The organism is Pseudonocardia cypriaca, assembly GCF_006717045.1.
Lineage (GTDB): Bacteria > Actinomycetota > Actinomycetes > Mycobacteriales > Pseudonocardiaceae > Pseudonocardia > Pseudonocardia cypriaca.
Genome location: NZ_VFPH01000002.1, coordinates 96,019 through 111,955, shown reverse-complemented (window position 1 = coordinate 111,955; position 15,937 = coordinate 96,019). Strand labels below are relative to the sequence as shown.

The following is a 15,937-nucleotide window of genomic DNA, read 5'->3' as shown; positions in this document are numbered from 1 at the left end:
CGGTGAGCCGTCAGCTGCTGGTCCGGCGCTGGTCCGGGGACGCAGGCGCGCCGATGAACTGTCCATCTGCGTGCACCGCGATCGCCTGCTCCCACACCTCGTCGCGGCGCAGCCGGCGGTCGATCACGGCCCGGAGCAGCCAGTCCACCCGATAGCCCTCCGACTCGATCGACGGGCCGGCGTCGGCGGGTACCTCGACGGTGAAGGCGAGGTCCTTCGGCTGCCGCGCCCGCAGCTCGACGGGGCCGCTCGCCGCGACCTGGCTCACGCGGTGGCGCACGACGGCCTGCCCGCGCCCGGAGTCGACGGTGGTGAGGCGGACCAGCTCGACGCGCACGCCGCGGGCCTTGATGTCGTTCCTCGCGGTGACCCGGACCGTCCCGCGCAGTGTGGCGCCGGGTGCCACGCTGGTGCGCGGGAGCCCGTAGAACGAGACCGTGCACAGCGGCGTGCCGCCGCCGAGCCGGACGGGTGGCTCCGCGGGCATCGGACGCTCCTGCGCGAGCACCACCACGGGCACCTCGACGGGGTCCGGGAATCGGCCCGGGCACTTGACCTCGCAGCGCACCAGCCACATCGACGACCCCCCGGGGCCGACGCTCGTCGGCGGCCCCCAGCGCTCCTCGGGCTCGATCCAGAGGTCGTAGCTCTCGGGATCGGCCTCGTCGCCGGAGAGCGGGAACCGCTCGTCCGCGCAGTCCTCGGGGCTCTGCGGGGGCACGATCCGTCGCGGCACGGGGAGCACCACGCTGAACTCGCGGGCGGTGCCGGCGGCGAGGTCCTCCTCGCCGAGGACGTACTCGCCCGCGACCGCGCGGTCGTCGGTGTAGCTGTCGCCGCCGACGGGGTACCGGTCGACGTGCACGAGCGCGACCGAGCACTCGACGGCCTCGATGTCCTCGTGCGGGAGCAACCTGACGAACGCTGTCACCGCTTCGCCGGGGAGGAAGGCCGACCGGTCGGTCGCCAGCCCGATGTCGATCGCCGGCTTCTCGGCCACGGCGCCTCCTCTTCTACCCGTCGATCGGGATCTACCCTGCTGCGGACCCGGGCGACTTCTCGTCGAACCCCCGTTTCGTGTTACCGATCTTCGCGCCGCTCTCGGAGATCATCGGGGTACCGGTGGGAAGCTGTCGTCGGGCAGGGGCGCGCCCGGCTCCAGGCCGAGTGGATCGGTGCAGACGTGCCGGTTCCCGTTGTAGCGGGCCGCGCGGTCGACGTAGATGTTGACGTGTGCGAGCCGGAACTCGTCGGTGTCGTTGGCGTTCGCGGTGTGCGGCGTGAAGCCGTTGTGGAAGGTGACGTCACCGGCTCGCAGCGGGATCGTCACCCGGCGCTCGTAGGCGAGGTCGGGGGCGGCCTCGAAGAGATCGTGGGCATCGGCGATGTTGGTGGCGCGGATGTCGCGGCGTTCCTGCTGCCCGGGGATGAAGGTCATGCAGCCGCGCTCCACCGGGACGTCGACCAGGGCGATCCAGGCCGACAGCGAGTGCCGGCTGCCGGCATGCGGCCAGTACGGCGCATCCTGGTGGAACTCGGTCGGCGTCCCGTTGCGCGGCGGTTTGATCAGCAGCTGGTCGTGCCAGATCCGCAGCGGCACCCCGGCCAGCCGGGTGGCCAGTTCGGCCAGCCGGCGGTGCAGGGTGAGCTCGCGCATGACCTCGTCGCGTTGCCAGATGTTGACGACCTGCTTGAACATCCGGTTGCGCGGGTCGAGCCCCTGCTCCCGATCGAAGACGGACCGGGCGGCGGTGGAGAACCGTTCGACCTCGTCCGGCCGCAGCACGGCGGGTACGTGGACGAAACCGTCCGAGCGGTATCGCACGATCGTCTGGTCGGGAAGTGCATCGGTGGCCGTCATGGAGCCATCGTCAGTGGGTTCCCCGGGTAGCGGCTAGGACGGTGCTGACCTCCGACCAGCACGATCCTGCTGGCTCGGCGAGCGTGCGGCGATCAGACTGGGCCCCGATGGTGATACCGCGGATGCGCCGGCTCGAGGTGTTCCCCGACGACGCCTACCCCCTGCACAGCGACCGGCGACTACTGGACAGGCCGGTCAGCTCGCACGCCCACGACTTCTGCGAGGTGGCGGTCGTCGTCGCCGGTCGCGCCGTGCACCGCACCCGCCACGGCAGCCACGAGCTCGAAGGCGGCGAGGTGGTGGCGGTCCGCCCGGGGAGCTGGCACGAATTCCGGGATGTCGTCGATCTCGACGTGCTGAACATCTACATCGGCCTGGAGCTGCTGTCCGGTGACCTGGCCTGGATGCTGAACCACCGGCGTCTGACGAACCTGGTCTTCGGGACCGGTGACGTCCGGCTCAGGCTCTCCCCGGCGGCGACCGACCGCACCCGGGGCTGGCTGGAACAACTGGGCCGGTGCCGGGCCAACCCCGATGCGGAGCAGCCGTTGCAGCTGCGCAGCCTGCTCGGCTGCGTGCTCTCCGAGCTCGCAGGCGCCACGTCCGACGCGCCGCACACCGGACGTCCGACATCCCCTGCCACCCGTGCGGCACTGCTCGCCATGACGCACGATCCGGCGCGCGCCTGGAGCGTGGCCGACCTGGCGGCGGTCGCCCGCGTCTCGCCGTCCCATCTGCACCACCAGTTCGCCGAGCAGCTGGGCACCAGCCTGCTGGGCTGGCTGGCGCAGCACCGAGCCGATCAGATGGCCGTCCGGCTGGCGGCGGGCAGCGGGTCGGTGTCGGAGATCGGGCGATCGGTGGGCTGGTCCGATCCCAACTACGCCGCCCGGAGGTTCCGAGCGGCGTACGGCATCTCGCCGACGGAGTACCGGCGACGATTCGCGTTCGCGCCCGCCCGGGGTTCAGGCGATGCCGATGAGCGCGGTGATGCCGAGAGCCGCGAGCACGACGACCTTCACGGTCTCGAGCGCGATGTAGACGAGGTGGTGGCGAGAGCGGGGCGGGTCGGGGTCGCCTGCGGCGAGCACCCGGTCCGTCCGGCGCCGCAGCGCCGGGCGCAGCACCCCGAGCTGCACCGCGAGCAGGACGGCCAGCGCGCCGCCCATCCCGACGAACGCGGGCGATCGCGGTCCGGCGGCCAACGCGATGCCGACCACGACGAGCAGGACGACCTCGACGCGGTTGAGCGCGGCGAAGACGACCCGCCCGATACCGAGACCGAGGGGCACGGTGACCCCGGGGGCGCGGAACTTGAGCGGTGCCTCCAGGAACGAGATGGCCAGGACCATGCCCAGCCAGACGAACACCGCCGCGGGTAGCACGATCACGCTGTGGGTTCCCTTCCGACGTAGCTGAGTCTCGCGCTCCGGCTACTGCGGCTTGCGAGCCGTTCCGAGGTACGTGACCACCGGCTCGTGCCCGGGGTCGAGCACGAACTCGACGACCGCGGGGAGGTCCTCGTCCCGGAGCCGCCCGCTCTTGCGGGCGAGCACGGCCCGCACCAGGGCGCCGATGCTGCGTGGGCGGAAGCCGCACACGTCCTCGCCGGTCAGGCCGGCGGCAGCGAGCGCAGCCGCGACCTCGGCCGGCGGGCGCAGCCGATCCGCCCGGTAGCGGTGCGGCGGCATGATCCGGGTGAGCGGGATCGCCTGGAACGCGCCGAGGTAGATCAGCCGGGAGACCGGCGTGCGCGCGACCGTGTCGTAGACGAGCACGCCGCCCGGTCGCAGCACGCGGGCGGCCTGGGCGAGTACGCCGCCCAGGTCCGAGGTGATCTCGAGGGTGTCCGCGTAGTAGGCGAGGCTGAACGCGGCGTCCGGGAGGGCGTCGAGGTGCTCCGCCGCGGCCGTCCGGTAGCTCGTCGACGGGTCGGGGTCGGCTCTCCTGGCCAGCTCCGTGGCGACGGGGGAGGGGTCGAGCGCCGTGACGGCCATGCCGAGGCCGCTGAGGCCGCGGGCGAGGTCGCCGCGGACGCTGCCCACCACGAGCGCCTGCGCGCCGTCGGGCCGCAGACCGGTCCGTGCCAGCGTGCGCTGGACGTACTCGAGCCGGACCGGCTGGAAGGTCACCGCCCGGATGTGCCGACCGTCGACGGAGTCGGGCGAGTCGAGCTCGATACGTGCGGGCACCCGCGTTCTCCCCTGCTCGAGTTGAGTTCCTCCAGACAGCCTACTGGGAAGGGGCAGACAAATCGGACAAAATAGGATAATCGGACGACTGGCTATTTATTCCCGCCGGTGTGCTGACTCACCAGCGATGGCAATTCTGCTGATCGACGGGCAGGCTGGGGATGCACCGATGGGGAGTATCCCGGCAACGGTGGCGCCGTCAGCACGGTGAGGGGCCCCGCGGCCCAGGAACGTCAATCACGCGGATCCCCGAACCCGGTGCCATCGATTCGCGGAGCGGCGTGCCGACGCGAAGGGGAGAGACCTCGGGGCGGCCTTTTGCTGCCCGAGACCTTGGAGGCTCCCCCGTGAACGTTCCCGTGTGGCTGTGGTTCGCCACGATCGGCGGTCTGGCCGCGATCATCCTCGCTGACCTGTTCCTGGTCGATCGCAAGCCGCACGCGGTGACGATCAAGGAAGCCAGCCGCTGGGTGCTGTTCTACATCGCGCTCGCGGTGCTGTTCGGCCTCGGCCTCTGGTACTTCGCAGGCGGCACCTACGCAGGTGAGTTCTTCGCCGGCTACATCACCGAGTACTCGCTCTCGGTCGACAACCTCTTCGTCTTCGTGCTCATCATGTCGGCGTTCGCGGTGCCCGCGATCCACCAGCACCGGGTGCTGCTGGTCGGCATCGTGATCGCGCTGGTGATGCGCGGCCTGTTCATCGCGGCGGGTGCCGCCGCCATCAACGCCCTGAGCTGGGTGTTCTACATCTTCGCCGCATTCCTGATCTACACGGCGGTGAAGATGGTCCGCGAAGGCGTCGGTGGTGACGACGGTGAGTGGTCCGAGCCCCGGATCGTCGGGCTGATCCGGCGCGTGCTCCCCGTCACGGATGACTACCACGGCTCCAAGACCACGGTCCGGATCGACGGCAAGCGCTGGGCCACCCCGATGCTCATCGTGATGATCGCGATCGGCCTCACCGACCTGCTGTTCGCGCTCGACTCCATCCCGGCGATCTTCGGCCTCACCCAGGAGGCGTACCTGGTCTTCAGTGCGAACGCGTTCGCGCTGATGGGCCTGCGCCAGCTCTACTTCCTGCTCGGCGGCCTGCTCAACCGGCTCATCTACCTGCCCTACGGCCTCGCCGTGATCCTGGGCTTCATCGGCGTGAAGCTCGTGCTGCACGCCCTGCACGAGAACGAGCTGCCGTTCCTCAACGGCGGCGAGCCGCTCCCCGTGCCGGAGATCGGCATCGGGCTCTCCCTCTCCGTGATCGTCGGGGTGCTGGCGGTCACCACGATCGCCAGCCTCGTCGCGGTCAAGCGCAACCCGAGTCTCGCCGAGTGACCCGCGAGCCCGTCACGGGCTCGGGCGGTCACCCGTCCACCACGTGGTCCGCGCGGTGCGCCCCGTAGAACTCCACCTGCCGCGCCATGACGGTGCGCATCGGGGTGCCCCGCGGGACGCCGTAGACCGTGCCCGGGAAGTCCAGGTCCCGCTGGACCTCCCACAGCTCCTCGTGCCGATCGGGCGAGAACAGCTCGGCCGGATCGCCGACCGCGATCCAGCCGATCGGGACGACGGTCCGCTCCTCCAGCCGGGAGTTGACGTGGAGCACGCTGTTGATCCGCAGCTCCGACCCGGCCCCGGCGACCGAGCCGGGGAAGAGCGAGGCCCCGGTCGCCACGAACACCTCGTCCTCGATGCGTGCGCCGTTGACGTGGGCATGCGGCCCGACCAGCACAGCGTCGCCGATGACCGCCGGATGCCTGCTGCGGCCCCGGACCAGCGCGTTCTCCATGACCACGACGTCGTCGCCGACGCGTACCTCGCCGTCCTCCGCGGTGATCACGGCACCGTGCAGGACGCGGGCGCGCTCACCGAGCACGACGGCCCCGCACACCACCGCGGAGGGAGCCACGTAGGCGGAGTCCGGGACGACGGGGCGGTGGCCGCGGTGCTCGATGAGCATCAGGCGAGACTAGCGGGGCACCAGATGCCGACGCGATGATCACCCGCCCGGCGGGCTACTCCTCCAGCTCCGCCAGCGCCTTGCGCGCCTGCTCCAGCTCGGCCTCCAGCGCCGCGACCCGGGCGGCCCGCTGCTCGCGGGCGGCGTCGATGACCGCGTCGATGGGTCGGGCCAGCTCCGCGTGCAGCTCCTGTGCCGCCTTCGACACGGCGGCTGCGGTGACGGGCAGGCCGCGGCTGAGCCACGTGCTGCCCTGCTTGAGCTCGGCCTGCCAGTCGCCGTCGGCCGTGCCGGTGACGGTGAGGGTGAGCTCGATCGTGCGGGTGGTGCGCGCGGTGGAACCCTTCGGCCGGCCACGGCGAGGCTTGGCGGGCTCGTCGGTGGCCGGGGCGTCCGCGGTGGTGACAGCGGTTGCTTCCTCGGGGTTGGTCATCGCTGGGGTGCTCCCTCGTGCCGGCGCGACAAGACGAGAGCGATCTTAGAACGCGTGTTCGACTCGGTCGTCCGCGGGGCGTTCGTGGACCTTGCGCCCGGCGCCGGCGTCGTGCCGACGATCCCGCCGAGGGTCGGACATGCGGCCGGATCCCCCGGCTGCACCCCCTCTTCAGGTCAGGATTCGGTGCTCGTCGAGGAAGCCGGTGACGATCCGCACCAGGTCGGCGGGTCGCTCGATGTGCAGGCCGTGGCTCGACCCGGGCCCGGTCACCAGCTCGTACCGGGCTTCGGGGATGGCGTCCGCCACCGCCTTCGACTGCCGTGGTGGGGTCAGCAGGTCCTGCTCGCCGACGACGACCAACGTCGGCGCCTCGATCCCACCGAGGCGGTCGAGCGTGTCGAGTGCGAGGTCGGCGTCCCACTGCTCCACGGCGACCGCCATCTGGGCCTCGGTCCGGGGGAAGGCGGGGAGCATCGGCTCGAACAGCTGCTGGACGTCCGGACGATCCATCAGCTCGGGGGAGAACGCCAGCCCGGAGACGGCCAGCGCGGCCTCCATGTCCCGGACGGCGTAGGGAAGCCGGAGCGCGGAGATCATCGCGCGCTGGTAGCCGTCGCACCGGCCCCAGGTCGCGTACAGGACGGCCGAGGCGACCCGTTGCGGGTGGGCCAGGGCGAGCTCCTGGACGACGGCCGACCCGAGCGACCAGCCCATGGCGTGCGCCCTCGGCACGTCGAGGGCCTCGAGCAGCGCGCAGGCGTCCTCCGCGAGCGACGCCACGCTGATGGGACCCTCGCCGCGCTCGCTGCCCCCGAGACCCCGGTTGTCGAACGCGATGACGCGGTAGCGCTCGGCGAGGCGGGGCAGCAGCTCACCCCACAGCGGGATGGAGCCGGAGGTGCCCATCACGAGGAGCAGGGGGTCTCCCTCGCCGCTCACTTCGTAGTTCAGCGCGACTCCGGTGCGGACGGCCTGCACGGGCATGAGAACCTCCAGCTCAGCGGTAGACGAGTGACCCGTCGTCGAGGTCGGCTTTCGGCAGGATCTCCCTCTCCTGCTCGTGCTCCAGCATGTGGACCCACGGCTCGCGGTCGCCCTGCTTGAACAGCACGTGCTGGGAGCGCATGACGTAGCCCGCGTTGAAGTTCTCCGGATCCGACCACGGCCGGATCTCCATGTCTGTGTCCTCCGGCCGCAGCGTCGGGACCACCACCGTGGCCCCCTTGTCCTGCATGTGCCGGTGCAGGCGGTCCACGAGGTCGGTGACCAGGTCGACGCGCAGCGTCCAGCTGTGCCGGAAGTAGCCGAACACGTAGGCCATGTTCGGCACGCCGCTGATCATGATCCCGCGCCAGGTGACCCGCTGGGTGAAGTCGACCGGCTCGCCGTCCACGGTGAAGGCCACGTCGCCGAAGGCCGACAGGTTGAAACCGGTGGCCGTGACGACGATGTCGGCCTCGATCTCCTCGCCCGAGCCGACCCGGATGCTGTTCTCGGTGAACTCCTCGATCGTGTCGGTGACGATCGAGGCCTTCCCCTCCCGCAGCGCCGCGAACAGGTCGCCGTCCGGGACGACGGCGATGCGCTGCTGCCACGGGCGGTACCGCGGGGTGAAGTGCTTCTCGATGTCGAAGCCCTCGGGGAGCAGCGGGCGCATCGACTCGATGAGGAACGTGTGCAGCTCATCGGGTGCTTCTCGCGACATCCGGGTCAGCCAGTGCTGCTGTGAGACGTACTGGCGGCGCAGGATCTCGTGCGTCCACTCCTCCGGGATGTCAAGGGCGCGCAGCGTCACGGCCAGCTCGTGGGTGACGGGCGGCGCGAAGTAGTAGGAGGGGGAGCGCTGCAGCATCGTGACGTGCTCAGCCGTCTCCGCGAGCGCGGGGATCAGAGTCGAGGCGGTGGACCCGGATCCGATGACGACGACGCGCTTTCCGCTGTGGTCGAGGTCCTCCGGCCAGCTCTGCGGATGCACGACCGAGCCCTGGAACCGGTCCATGCCCGACCACTGCGGCTGGTAGGGCTCGGCGTGGTTGTAGTAGCCATGGCACATCCACAGGAAGTCCGTGGTGAACCGCAGGACCTGCCCGGTGTCCTCCCGGGTGACCTCGACCGTCCACCGCCGGTCCTCGGTGGACCACCGGGCCGCCGTGACCCGGTGCCGGTAGCGGATGTGCTGGTCCAGGTCGTTCTCGTCGATGACCTCGTCCAGGTAGGCGAGGATCTCCTTCCCGGCTGCGATGGACGGGCCGCGCCACGGCTTGTGCCGGTAGCCGTAGGTGAACAGGTCGCTGTCCGAGCGCACGCCCGGGTACCGGTGGGTCCACCATGTCCCGCCGCGGTCGTCCTGGGCGTCCAGGATGACGAAGGACCGGTCGGGGAACCGGTCCCGCAGGTGGTGCGCGGCGCCGATACCGGAGACACCGGCGCCGACGATGAGGACGTCGACGTGGCCGCCGTCCTGGATCTCCGCGGTGTGCTGCTGGAGCGCTGTCCCTGGTACAGGCGTCATGGATTCGACCCTCGAGGCGTGGACGACGTGACGCTGATCACCGTAGGCGCCTTCGGCCTGTCTCGAAACAGGCCGGCCTCGGCCCTTACCCCTGGGCGGACGATGCGAAGGGACACGAGGAGGTACCGCCCAGCTCCGGAAATGACCCATTGCGCGCCGCAATTCGGGTGCACGTTGCCCGGGCAATGGTGCAGTTGTAGCGTGATCGGTGCCCGATTTGGTCGGCAGGGGGACGATGATGCGAGCGGCGGGTCTTGCGGCAGGTTCAGCGGTGGTTGCAGCAGCGATGCTCCTCGGGCCGGGCACTGCGGTCGCCGCTCCCGGCACCGCGGCTCCCGCCGCGCCGACCGTGTCGTCCGACGGTGGCGGCGGTGGCGAGATGTGTGCGCAGCTGCCGGTCGGCATGCAAGAAGTGCTCTGCCCGAGCGCAGGCGACGAACAGACGTCCGGCAGCGCAGGCGGTGCTGTTGCCAGTGACACCGGCAGCAGCTCGGCGGCGACCGGCGGCACCGGTAGCAGCTCGGCGGCCACCGGCGGCACGGCCGCCACCACCCCGCCATCCGGCACGGCGGGTTCGGGCGCACCGGCCCCTGCCCCGGGCGTGGTCAGCAACTTCCTGATCTGGCTCGCCGGCCTGTTCGCATACCTCGGCTTGTGAGACCGGATATCGGCTAGTGGCGGCCCCGCGAATTTCTTGACGCCCCGGCACCATTTCCGACGAGCATGGTGCCGGCCCGCAGCTGGCGCGTGATCAGTCGAGGCAGAATTCGTTGCCCTCCGGGTCGGCCATCACGATGTGACCGCCGGCGAGCGGGGGAGCGGGCTCGTGGCGCTCGAGCCGCCTGGCGCCGTGCGACGCGAGCCTTTCGGCTTCGGCCTCCAGGGCCGCCATCCGCTCGTCGCCCGCGAGCCCGGGCGCGGCTCGCACGTCGAGGTGCACGCGGTTCTTGACCTGCTTGCCCTCCGGCACGCGCTGGAAGAACAGCCGCGGACCCGAACCCTCGGGGTCGACCACCGCGGATGCGTCGTTCCGCTTCTCCGGCGGCACGCCGAACGCGTCGAGGGCCTGCTCCCACGAGTCGAAGCCTCGGGGTGGTTCCTGCACCTGGTAGCCGAGCGCCTCGGCCCAGAACGCCGCCAGAGCGGCCGGGTCGGCGCAGTCGAAGGTGATCTGGACGTCGCGGGCCATCTCAGCTCGCCTCCCGGGTGTGCAGGTGAAGGTCTCGGAGAAGGCAGACCTCGGCCAGGTGGTGGATCAGCTCGCGGTTGATGTGCAGCACCAGCGCCGCCATGGGGAGGGCGGCGTACGGCCCTTCGGCCTCCCCGCACGGGCGGGTGAGCCCGGCTTCGCCGAGGGACTCGACCCCGGCCAGCCACGTGGCGTACTCCTCGTCGAGCTGGGCCAGGGCCACGGCCGCGGTCGGGGCGTACTCGAAGGACTGGTAGTCGGTGCGTGCGCGACCGAAATGCGCCACGTTGCGCATCGCCAGCACGCCGACGATCACGTGCGCGAGGCGCCATGCGATCGTCGTGAACGGCGCCGGGACGGGCTGCGGGAAGGCGAAGTCGATCGTCATCGCGCCGGATCCGGCCTGCGCCGAGGTGGTGCCGGTGCCCCGCGGCCGCAGGCTCCAGCAGCCGGGGGCGGGTTCCCAGAAGTACTCGTCGTCGGTGAGCCCGTCGAGGCGCTCGCGCAGCTGGTGGGTCCAGTGCCAGTCGATCTGGTCGCGGAGCAGGGGGTTCCAGGTCTGGTCGGTCACGCGTCCAGCTTCCCGCCGATAGCGGACAGCTGCCTTCCGTGATTCGTGGAACGATCAGCGGGTGAGCGTGGAGGCCACCACCGAGCGCGTCCTGCGGTTGCTGGCGCTGCTGCAGCGACGGCCGTCGTGGACCGCGGCCGAGCTGGCCGCCGAGCTGGGGGTCACCGACCGCTCCGTGCGCCGCGACGTGGAGCGGCTGCGCGCGCTCGGCTACCCCGTGCACGCGACGGCGGGCGTCGGCGGCGGCTACCAGCTCGGCGCGGGCACCCGGCTGCCGCCGCTGCTCCTCGACGACGAGGAGGCGATCGCGACGGCCGTCTCGCTGCGGATGGCGTCGGGTGGCACGGTCGCCGGGGCGGGGGAGGCGGCGCTGCGCGCACTCGCGAAGCTCGACCAGGTCATGCCGCCTCGGTTGCGGGCGGAGGTGCGGGCCGTGCAGGGCGCCATCGAGACCCTCGTCGGTCCGGGGGTCGAGATCGACCCGGAGCTGCTCGTGACGCTCGCCCGGGCCTGCCGCGACGCGGTGCGGGTGCGGTTCCGGTACGCCGGCCGCGACGGCGCGGAGCGCGAGCGCACCGTCGAACCGATGCGGATGGTCGCGACCGGCCGCCGCTGGTACCTGATGGCATGGGACGTCGACGGCGCCGACTGGCGCACCTTCCGGCTCGACCGGATGCGCGACGTGGTGGCGACGACCTGGCGCTTCCGGCCGAGGGAGCATCCCGACCCGGTCGCCTACGTGCAGCGGTCCGTCACGGAGGCGCCCTACCGGTACCTCGCCCGCGTCCGGCTGCGCGCGCGGCCCGACGAGGTGCGGGACCTGGTACCGCCCCAGGTGGGACGCGTCGAGGACGATCGCGACGGGTGGTGCGTGCTCGTCGTGGGAGGGGTCGATCTGGACTGGCTCGCCGTGCACGTCGCCCGGCTGGGCTTCGAGGCGGAGGTCCTGGAGCCACCGGAGCTGCGGGAGGCCGCCGCCCGGCTCGCCGGCCGCGTCGCGGCGATCGCCGGGACGCCCTGATACGTCCCGGAGCGCAGGCCGGCACCGGCGCGTACCGCCGCCGCGGTACCCGGGATCGGCTCCTGAGCGGGACGCGCACGCATGTCCGGATCCGGATCGTGAGAGCCCTCGATCCGAACGAAGGAGATGCACGATGGCCCTCCCCGCCTCTTCCCGGAACCGGTCCGCGTCGGAGCTCGCCGCCGGAGTCCTCGCCCCCGTCGGCTTCCTCGGGGCGTACCTGGCCGCCACCCCGGTCTCGAGCGCAGTCGCCGACCGCCCGCTGCCGATGCCGAACTCGCCGGCCGCCGAGGTGGCCGCGTACTACGCGGCGAACCCACTCGCCGTCGGGCTCACCGCGAGCCTCCAGGTCGTCTCGGTGGCGTGCTTCGCGGTGTTCGTCGCCTTCCTCGCCCCGGCCCTGCGCGCGGTGGGTGCCGCGTGGCTGCCTCGGGTCGGCTACCTGTCGGTCGCCGCGATGGTGGTGTCGTCCGCGTTGTCGGCGACGCTCGCGATGGTCGTGACCTCGGCGAGCGACGCGGTGGTACTGGCCCTGCGCCAGGCGAACTTCTACGCGGGCGGCGTGGTCAACGTCGTGACGCTCGGCGTGTTCGTCGTCGGTGCGGCGTTGCTGCTGGGCCGCGAGCGCCTGTTCGGCGCGCCGACCCGCTGGTTCGGTTTCGTCGCGGGTGGGATCGCGGTGCTGTCCGTGCTGTCCCTGGCGATGTACTACGCGAGCATCGCGCTTCCGGTCGGGCGCGTCCTCTCGATGGTGTGGACGATCGTCGCAGGCGTGGCGATCATCCGCCGGTCCAGCAGGTAGTCCGGGGCGACTTCACAGATCGTGTGGGCACTTCACAAAGGGCGGGCCCTGTGTGAAGTGCCCACTGGATTTGTGAAGTCGTGTTGTTTGTCCGTACTTCCAGTCGCTCCGACCGGATCCCGGGACTGCCTTTGACAGCCGGGGCGGTCGTCTGGTCTCGTCGATGGATGACCACGTCGCCGCTCGTCCGCAGGCGCCATGTGGATCATCTGCGCGTCGTCTCCTGTGCGTGTCGCTGACCGCCCGCCACGCCACCCGTCCGCCCCACATCTGGGAGACACGCATGTCCGCACAGGAACCACTGAAGTTCGCCTACTGGGTGCCCAACGTCAGCGGTGGGCTCGTCACGAGCGCCATCGAGCAGCGCACCGACTGGGGATACGACTACAACAGGCACCTCGCCCGGCTCGCCGAGGACAACGGCTTCGAGTACGCCCTCTCCCAGGTGCGCTACATCGCCAGCTACGGCGCCGCCTACCAGCACGAGTCGACCAGCTTCTCCCTCGCGCTGCTGCTGGCCACCGAGCGGCTGAAGGTCATCGCAGCCGTCCACCCGGGGCTGTGGCAGCCGGGCGTGCTCGCAAAGCTCCTGGCGACGGCCGACCACCTGTCCGGTGGCCGCGCCGCCGTCAACGTGGTGTCGGGCTGGTTCAAGGACGAGTTCACGAAGCTGGGCGAGCCGTGGCTCGAGCACGACGAGCGCTACCGCCGCAGCGAGGAGTTCATCCGGGTACTGCGCGAGATCTGGACCAGCGATCACGCGGAGTTCCACGGCGACTTCTACCGCCTCCACGACTTCGACCTGAAGCCCAAGCCCGTCGATGTGCCGGGCCGGCCCCATCCGGAGATCTTCCAGGGCGGCAACTCCACGGCCGCCCGCCGCAACGGCGGCCGGGTGTCGGACTGGTACTTCTCGAACGGCAAGGACTACGACGGGTTCACCGAGCAGGTCGAGGAGGTCAACGCCTACGCGGCCGAGGCGGGCCGGGCGGGCGCGGTGCGGTTCGGGCTGAACGCCTTCCTCATCGCCCGCGACTCCGAGCGGGAGGCCCGCGAGACGCTCCGCGAGGTCATCGCCAAGGCCGACGTCGAGGCCGTCGAGGGCTTCCGCACCGCCGTTCAGCAGGCGGGCGCCTCCACCGCGGACAAGCGCGGGATGTGGGCCGACTCGGCGTTCGAGGACCTCGTCCAGTACAACGACGGCTTCCGCACCCGGCTCATCGGCACGCCGGAGCAGATCGCCGACCGCGCGGTCGAGTACAAGCGGCGGGGCGCGAACCTCCTGCTGCTGGGCTTCCTGCACTACCACGAGGAGGTCGAGTACTTCGGCCGCCACGTCCTCCCGGTCATCCGGGAGAAGGAGGCCGAACTCGCCGCCCGCGAGGAGCCCCTCGCCGCCACCCGCTGACGTGCCCGCGACCGGGCTGACCCGGCGGCGCCACATCGACTACGCCCTCGTCGGGACGACGTCCTGTCGACGTCGACGTGCACCTGCACCGTGCCGGCCGCCCGTACCCCAGCTCCGGATGCCGGTGACGCCGACCCGGACACCGGGCGTTCCCCGACCCGCCACCTCGTGCGGGCGGGCGGCTGGCACGGCACTCATCGAGGGGCGAACGCCCGCAGGAGGGAACAGATCAGGCGACGGCCTCGTCGGCGAGCGCGCGGAGGCCGACGAACCGGGTGTGCCTGCGCAGCGCGAAGCCCAGCGACTCGTACAGCCGGATCGCGTTCACGTTCGACGCCGCGGCGTGCATCAGCGCGGTCTCGCCGCGCTCCCGGATCCCGGCGGCGACGGCGAGCACGAGGCGGGTGGCCAGCCCGCGCCCGCGGAAGCGGGCGTCGGTGCAGACGGCGCTGATCTCGGTCCAGCCGGGCGGGTGCAGCCGCTCACCGGCCATCGCCACGAGCTCACCCTCGTGCCGGATGCCGAGGTAGGTGCCCATCTCGACGGTGCGGGGCAGGAACGGCCCCGGCCGGGTGCGCTCGACGAGCGCGAGCATCTCCGGCACGTCGGCCGGCCCGAGGACGACTGCCTCGGGGTCCGGCACGGCCGCGACACCGGCGTCGACGAGCTGGACGGCCGCGACGTCGGCGAGCACCTCCCACCCGGGCGGCGGCTCGACGCGCGGTGCCGACACGGCGCCCGTCCGGTCCGGACCGATCGCCGCGGCGAGGTCGGCCCAGGCGCGGGCGTCCGGTTCGTCGGGCAGCGCCATGAAGGGGCTCACGTCGGCCGGGTAGCGGACGACCGCGCCGTGCCGGACCGCGAGGTGCGCGTGCGGGCCGAGGAGGGAGGCGCGGATCGGGTTGTCCAGGACGTGCTGCTCGCTCACAGGCGAGGTCCGTGCATCTCGACCTGCTTTCGACGACTGATCTTCAGAGTTACCACCCCAGCCGGCCGTGCTGCACCGTGAACCCCCACACGTTGTCTCGGTGATGCAACCGTGGTTACATCCGTTCGTGTCAGCGGCCCGGAGCGATGCGGGGGAGTGGGTGCTGCTCTGCTACCGGGTGCCCCGCGAGCCCTCCACGCCCCGGATCGCGATCTGGCGGAAGCTGAAGCGGCTGGGCGTGGCGCAGATCGGCGACGGCGTGGTGGCGCTCCCCGCCGACGCGCGCACCCGCGAGCAGCTGGAGTGGGTGGCCGAGGACGTGGTGCAGGCGGGCGGGTCGGCGATGCTGTGGACGGCGCGGCCGGGGACGGTCGCGGACGAGCGCCGGCTCGCCGAGCAGATGGCGGCGGCGCGAGCCGCCGAGTACGTCCAGGTTCGGGACCAGGCCGTGCAGGCGGCCGACGGTGGGCTCGCGGCGCTGCGGCGGCTGCGCGGCGAGCTCAGGCACATCGAGCGGCGGGACTTCTTCCCGCCTCCCGAGCGTGCGCTCGCCCGGGCGGCCGTCGAGGCGCTCGCCGCGCGCGCCGGTGCCGATCGGGAGCCGGTATGAGGTGGGCGACGCGCCGCGGGGTGCACATCGACCGGGCGGCGTCGGCGTGGCTCGTCCGGCGGTTCGTCGACCCGGATGCCGAGTTCGTGTTCGTGGCCGACCGCAGCGAGGTGCCCGCCGATGCGACCCCCTTCGACATGCGCGGGGTGGAGCTGGGCCACCAGCCCGGCCCGGCGGGGCAGGAGTGCACGTTCGAGACGATCCTGCGCCGCTACGACCTGACCGACCCGGTGCTGTGGAAGCTCGCCGAGGTCGTGCACGAGGCCGACCTGGAGGACGACCGGTACGACGCCCCAGAGGCGGCCGGGCTGGACGCCGTGCTGCGCGGGCTCTCCATGACCAGCGACGACGACGTCGTGCTCGCCGTCACCGGACCGGTGTTCGACGGCCTCTACGAGTACTTCCGGCGGGCCGTGCTGCTCGGCCGGCCGCCCACCTGACCCAGGAGTGC

General features: G+C 71.7%; 18 protein-coding genes and 1 pseudogene. 8 read left to right on the top strand and 11 right to left on the bottom strand.

Annotated elements, in window-relative coordinates; all coding sequences use genetic code 11:
- Positions 1-10 precede the first annotated feature (10 nt).
- Entirely contained in the window at positions 11-1,000 is a 990-nt protein-coding gene (locus FB388_RS18360; protein ID WP_142103437.1) for an arrestin C-terminal domain-containing protein, read from the bottom strand.
- A gap of 108 nt (positions 1,001-1,108) precedes the next feature.
- Positions 1,109-1,861 carry a phytanoyl-CoA dioxygenase family protein gene (locus tag FB388_RS18355; protein WP_142103436.1) on the bottom strand — a complete coding sequence of 251 codons (753 nt, stop codon included), beginning with the start codon at positions 1,859-1,861 and terminating at the stop codon, positions 1,109-1,111.
- A 107-nt stretch (positions 1,862-1,968) separates the two neighbouring features.
- On the opposite strand from FB388_RS18355, the pseudogene FB388_RS41205 reads away from it, so the two are divergent.
- Positions 1,969-2,742: pseudogene (locus FB388_RS41205) on the top strand (helix-turn-helix transcriptional regulator); the annotation flags it as partial.
- A gap of 84 nt (positions 2,743-2,826) precedes the next feature.
- On the opposite strand, the gene FB388_RS18345 reads toward FB388_RS41205, so the two are convergent.
- Together FB388_RS18345 and FB388_RS18340 are read right to left on the bottom strand one after the other, a co-directional pair.
- The gene (locus FB388_RS18345; RefSeq protein WP_142106103.1) at positions 2,827-3,213 is read right to left on the bottom strand and encodes a hypothetical protein; all 387 of its coding nucleotides are present in this window, start codon (positions 3,211-3,213) and stop codon (positions 2,827-2,829) included.
- An 81-nt stretch (positions 3,214-3,294) separates the two neighbouring features.
- Entirely contained in the window at positions 3,295-4,053 is a 759-nt protein-coding gene (locus FB388_RS18340; protein ID WP_142103435.1) for a class I SAM-dependent methyltransferase, read from the bottom strand.
- 347 nt (positions 4,054-4,400) lie between these two features.
- Between FB388_RS18340 and FB388_RS18335 the strand changes: the two genes are divergently transcribed.
- Positions 4,401-5,384: a TerC family protein gene (locus FB388_RS18335; protein ID WP_142103434.1), complete on the top strand. Its 984-nt coding sequence runs from the start codon at positions 4,401-4,403 to the stop codon at positions 5,382-5,384.
- A gap of 28 nt (positions 5,385-5,412) precedes the next feature.
- Here FB388_RS18335 and FB388_RS18330 read toward each other — a convergent pair whose 3' ends face one another.
- The 4 genes from FB388_RS18330 to FB388_RS18315 form a co-directional block, all read right to left on the bottom strand.
- Positions 5,413-6,009: a gamma carbonic anhydrase family protein gene (locus tag FB388_RS18330; protein WP_142103433.1), complete on the bottom strand. Its 597-nt coding sequence runs from the start codon at positions 6,007-6,009 to the stop codon at positions 5,413-5,415.
- Positions 6,010-6,064: 55 nt separating this feature from the next.
- Positions 6,065-6,442, bottom strand: a complete 378-nt coding sequence (locus FB388_RS39465) for a DUF6319 family protein (protein WP_170225719.1) — start codon at positions 6,440-6,442, stop codon at positions 6,065-6,067.
- A gap of 171 nt (positions 6,443-6,613) precedes the next feature.
- Entirely contained in the window at positions 6,614-7,429 is an 816-nt protein-coding gene (locus FB388_RS18320) for an alpha/beta fold hydrolase (RefSeq protein WP_142103431.1), read from the bottom strand.
- A 13-nt stretch (positions 7,430-7,442) separates the two neighbouring features.
- Positions 7,443-8,957: a flavin-containing monooxygenase gene (locus FB388_RS18315; protein WP_142103430.1), complete on the bottom strand. Its 1,515-nt coding sequence runs from the start codon at positions 8,955-8,957 to the stop codon at positions 7,443-7,445.
- A 271-nt stretch (positions 8,958-9,228) separates the two neighbouring features.
- Here FB388_RS18315 and FB388_RS18310 point away from each other — a divergent pair, with 271 nt between their 5' ends.
- Positions 9,229-9,615 (top strand): hypothetical protein, encoded by a 387-nt coding sequence (locus FB388_RS18310; protein WP_142103428.1) that lies wholly within the window; start codon positions 9,229-9,231, stop codon positions 9,613-9,615.
- 93 nt (positions 9,616-9,708) lie between these two features.
- Here the strand turns inward: FB388_RS18310 and FB388_RS18305 are convergent, their stop codons facing one another.
- The gene (locus FB388_RS18305) at positions 9,709-10,146 is read right to left on the bottom strand and encodes a VOC family protein (RefSeq protein WP_142103426.1); all 438 of its coding nucleotides are present in this window, start codon (positions 10,144-10,146) and stop codon (positions 9,709-9,711) included.
- 1 nt (position 10,147) lies between these two features.
- Positions 10,148-10,717, bottom strand: a complete 570-nt coding sequence (locus FB388_RS18300; RefSeq protein ID WP_142103424.1) for a DinB family protein — start codon at positions 10,715-10,717, stop codon at positions 10,148-10,150.
- Between the two features lie 61 nt (positions 10,718-10,778).
- Here FB388_RS18300 and FB388_RS18295 point away from each other — a divergent pair, with 61 nt between their 5' ends.
- The 3 genes from FB388_RS18295 (at position 10,779) to sfnG (ending at position 13,948) form a co-directional block, all read left to right on the top strand.
- Complete coding sequence (locus FB388_RS18295) at positions 10,779-11,738, top strand: helix-turn-helix transcriptional regulator (protein WP_142103422.1); 960 nt, start codon at positions 10,779-10,781, stop codon at positions 11,736-11,738.
- 133 nt (positions 11,739-11,871) lie between these two features.
- Positions 11,872-12,540, top strand: coding sequence for a hypothetical protein (locus FB388_RS18290; protein ID WP_142103420.1), 669 nt, complete (start codon positions 11,872-11,874; stop codon positions 12,538-12,540).
- Positions 12,541-12,823: 283 nt separating this feature from the next.
- Positions 12,824-13,948, top strand: coding sequence for a dimethylsulfone monooxygenase SfnG (gene sfnG / locus FB388_RS18285; RefSeq protein ID WP_142103418.1), 1,125 nt, complete (start codon positions 12,824-12,826; stop codon positions 13,946-13,948).
- A gap of 229 nt (positions 13,949-14,177) precedes the next feature.
- Here sfnG and FB388_RS18280 read toward each other — a convergent pair whose 3' ends face one another.
- A complete protein-coding gene (locus FB388_RS18280) occupies positions 14,178-14,876 on the bottom strand; it encodes a GNAT family N-acetyltransferase (protein WP_142103416.1) in 699 nt (232 codons plus the stop codon).
- A 127-nt stretch (positions 14,877-15,003) separates the two neighbouring features.
- Here FB388_RS18280 and FB388_RS18275 point away from each other — a divergent pair, with 127 nt between their 5' ends.
- Both FB388_RS18275 and FB388_RS18270 read left to right on the top strand, forming a co-directional pair.
- Positions 15,004-15,486 (top strand): Chromate resistance protein ChrB, encoded by a 483-nt coding sequence (locus FB388_RS18275; protein WP_246122158.1) that lies wholly within the window; start codon positions 15,004-15,006, stop codon positions 15,484-15,486.
- On the top strand, positions 15,483-15,926 hold the full coding sequence (locus tag FB388_RS18270; protein ID WP_142103412.1) for a chromate resistance protein ChrB domain-containing protein: 444 nt from the start codon (positions 15,483-15,485) through the stop codon (positions 15,924-15,926). Before FB388_RS18275 ends, FB388_RS18270 begins: the two co-directional genes overlap by 4 nt.
- Positions 15,927-15,937: the final 11 nt, after the last annotated feature.

What these genes read in the sequence shown, in the direction of transcription:
- FB388_RS18330 (WP_142103433.1), bottom strand. Translation starts at nt 6,009, where the DNA reads ATGCTCATCGAGCACCGCGGCCACCGCCCCGTCGTCCCGGACTCCGCC.
- FB388_RS18355 (WP_142103436.1), bottom strand. Translation starts at nt 1,861, where the DNA reads ATGACGGCCACCGATGCACTTCCCGACCAGACGATCGTGCGATACCGC.
- FB388_RS18315 (WP_142103430.1), bottom strand. Translation starts at nt 8,957, where the DNA reads ATGACGCCTGTACCAGGGACAGCGCTCCAGCAGCACACCGCGGAGATC.
- sfnG (WP_142103418.1), top strand. Translation starts at nt 12,824, where the DNA reads ATGTCCGCACAGGAACCACTGAAGTTCGCCTACTGGGTGCCCAACGTC.
- FB388_RS18305 (WP_142103426.1), bottom strand. Translation starts at nt 10,146, where the DNA reads ATGGCCCGCGACGTCCAGATCACCTTCGACTGCGCCGACCCGGCCGCT.
- FB388_RS39465 (WP_170225719.1), bottom strand. Translation starts at nt 6,442, where the DNA reads ATGACCAACCCCGAGGAAGCAACCGCTGTCACCACCGCGGACGCCCCG.
- FB388_RS18270 (WP_142103412.1), top strand. Translation starts at nt 15,483, where the DNA reads ATGAGGTGGGCGACGCGCCGCGGGGTGCACATCGACCGGGCGGCGTCG.
- FB388_RS18290 (WP_142103420.1), top strand. Translation starts at nt 11,872, where the DNA reads ATGGCCCTCCCCGCCTCTTCCCGGAACCGGTCCGCGTCGGAGCTCGCC.
- FB388_RS18345 (WP_142106103.1), bottom strand. Translation starts at nt 3,213, where the DNA reads ATGGTCCTGGCCATCTCGTTCCTGGAGGCACCGCTCAAGTTCCGCGCC.
- FB388_RS18320 (WP_142103431.1), bottom strand. Translation starts at nt 7,429, where the DNA reads ATGCCCGTGCAGGCCGTCCGCACCGGAGTCGCGCTGAACTACGAAGTG.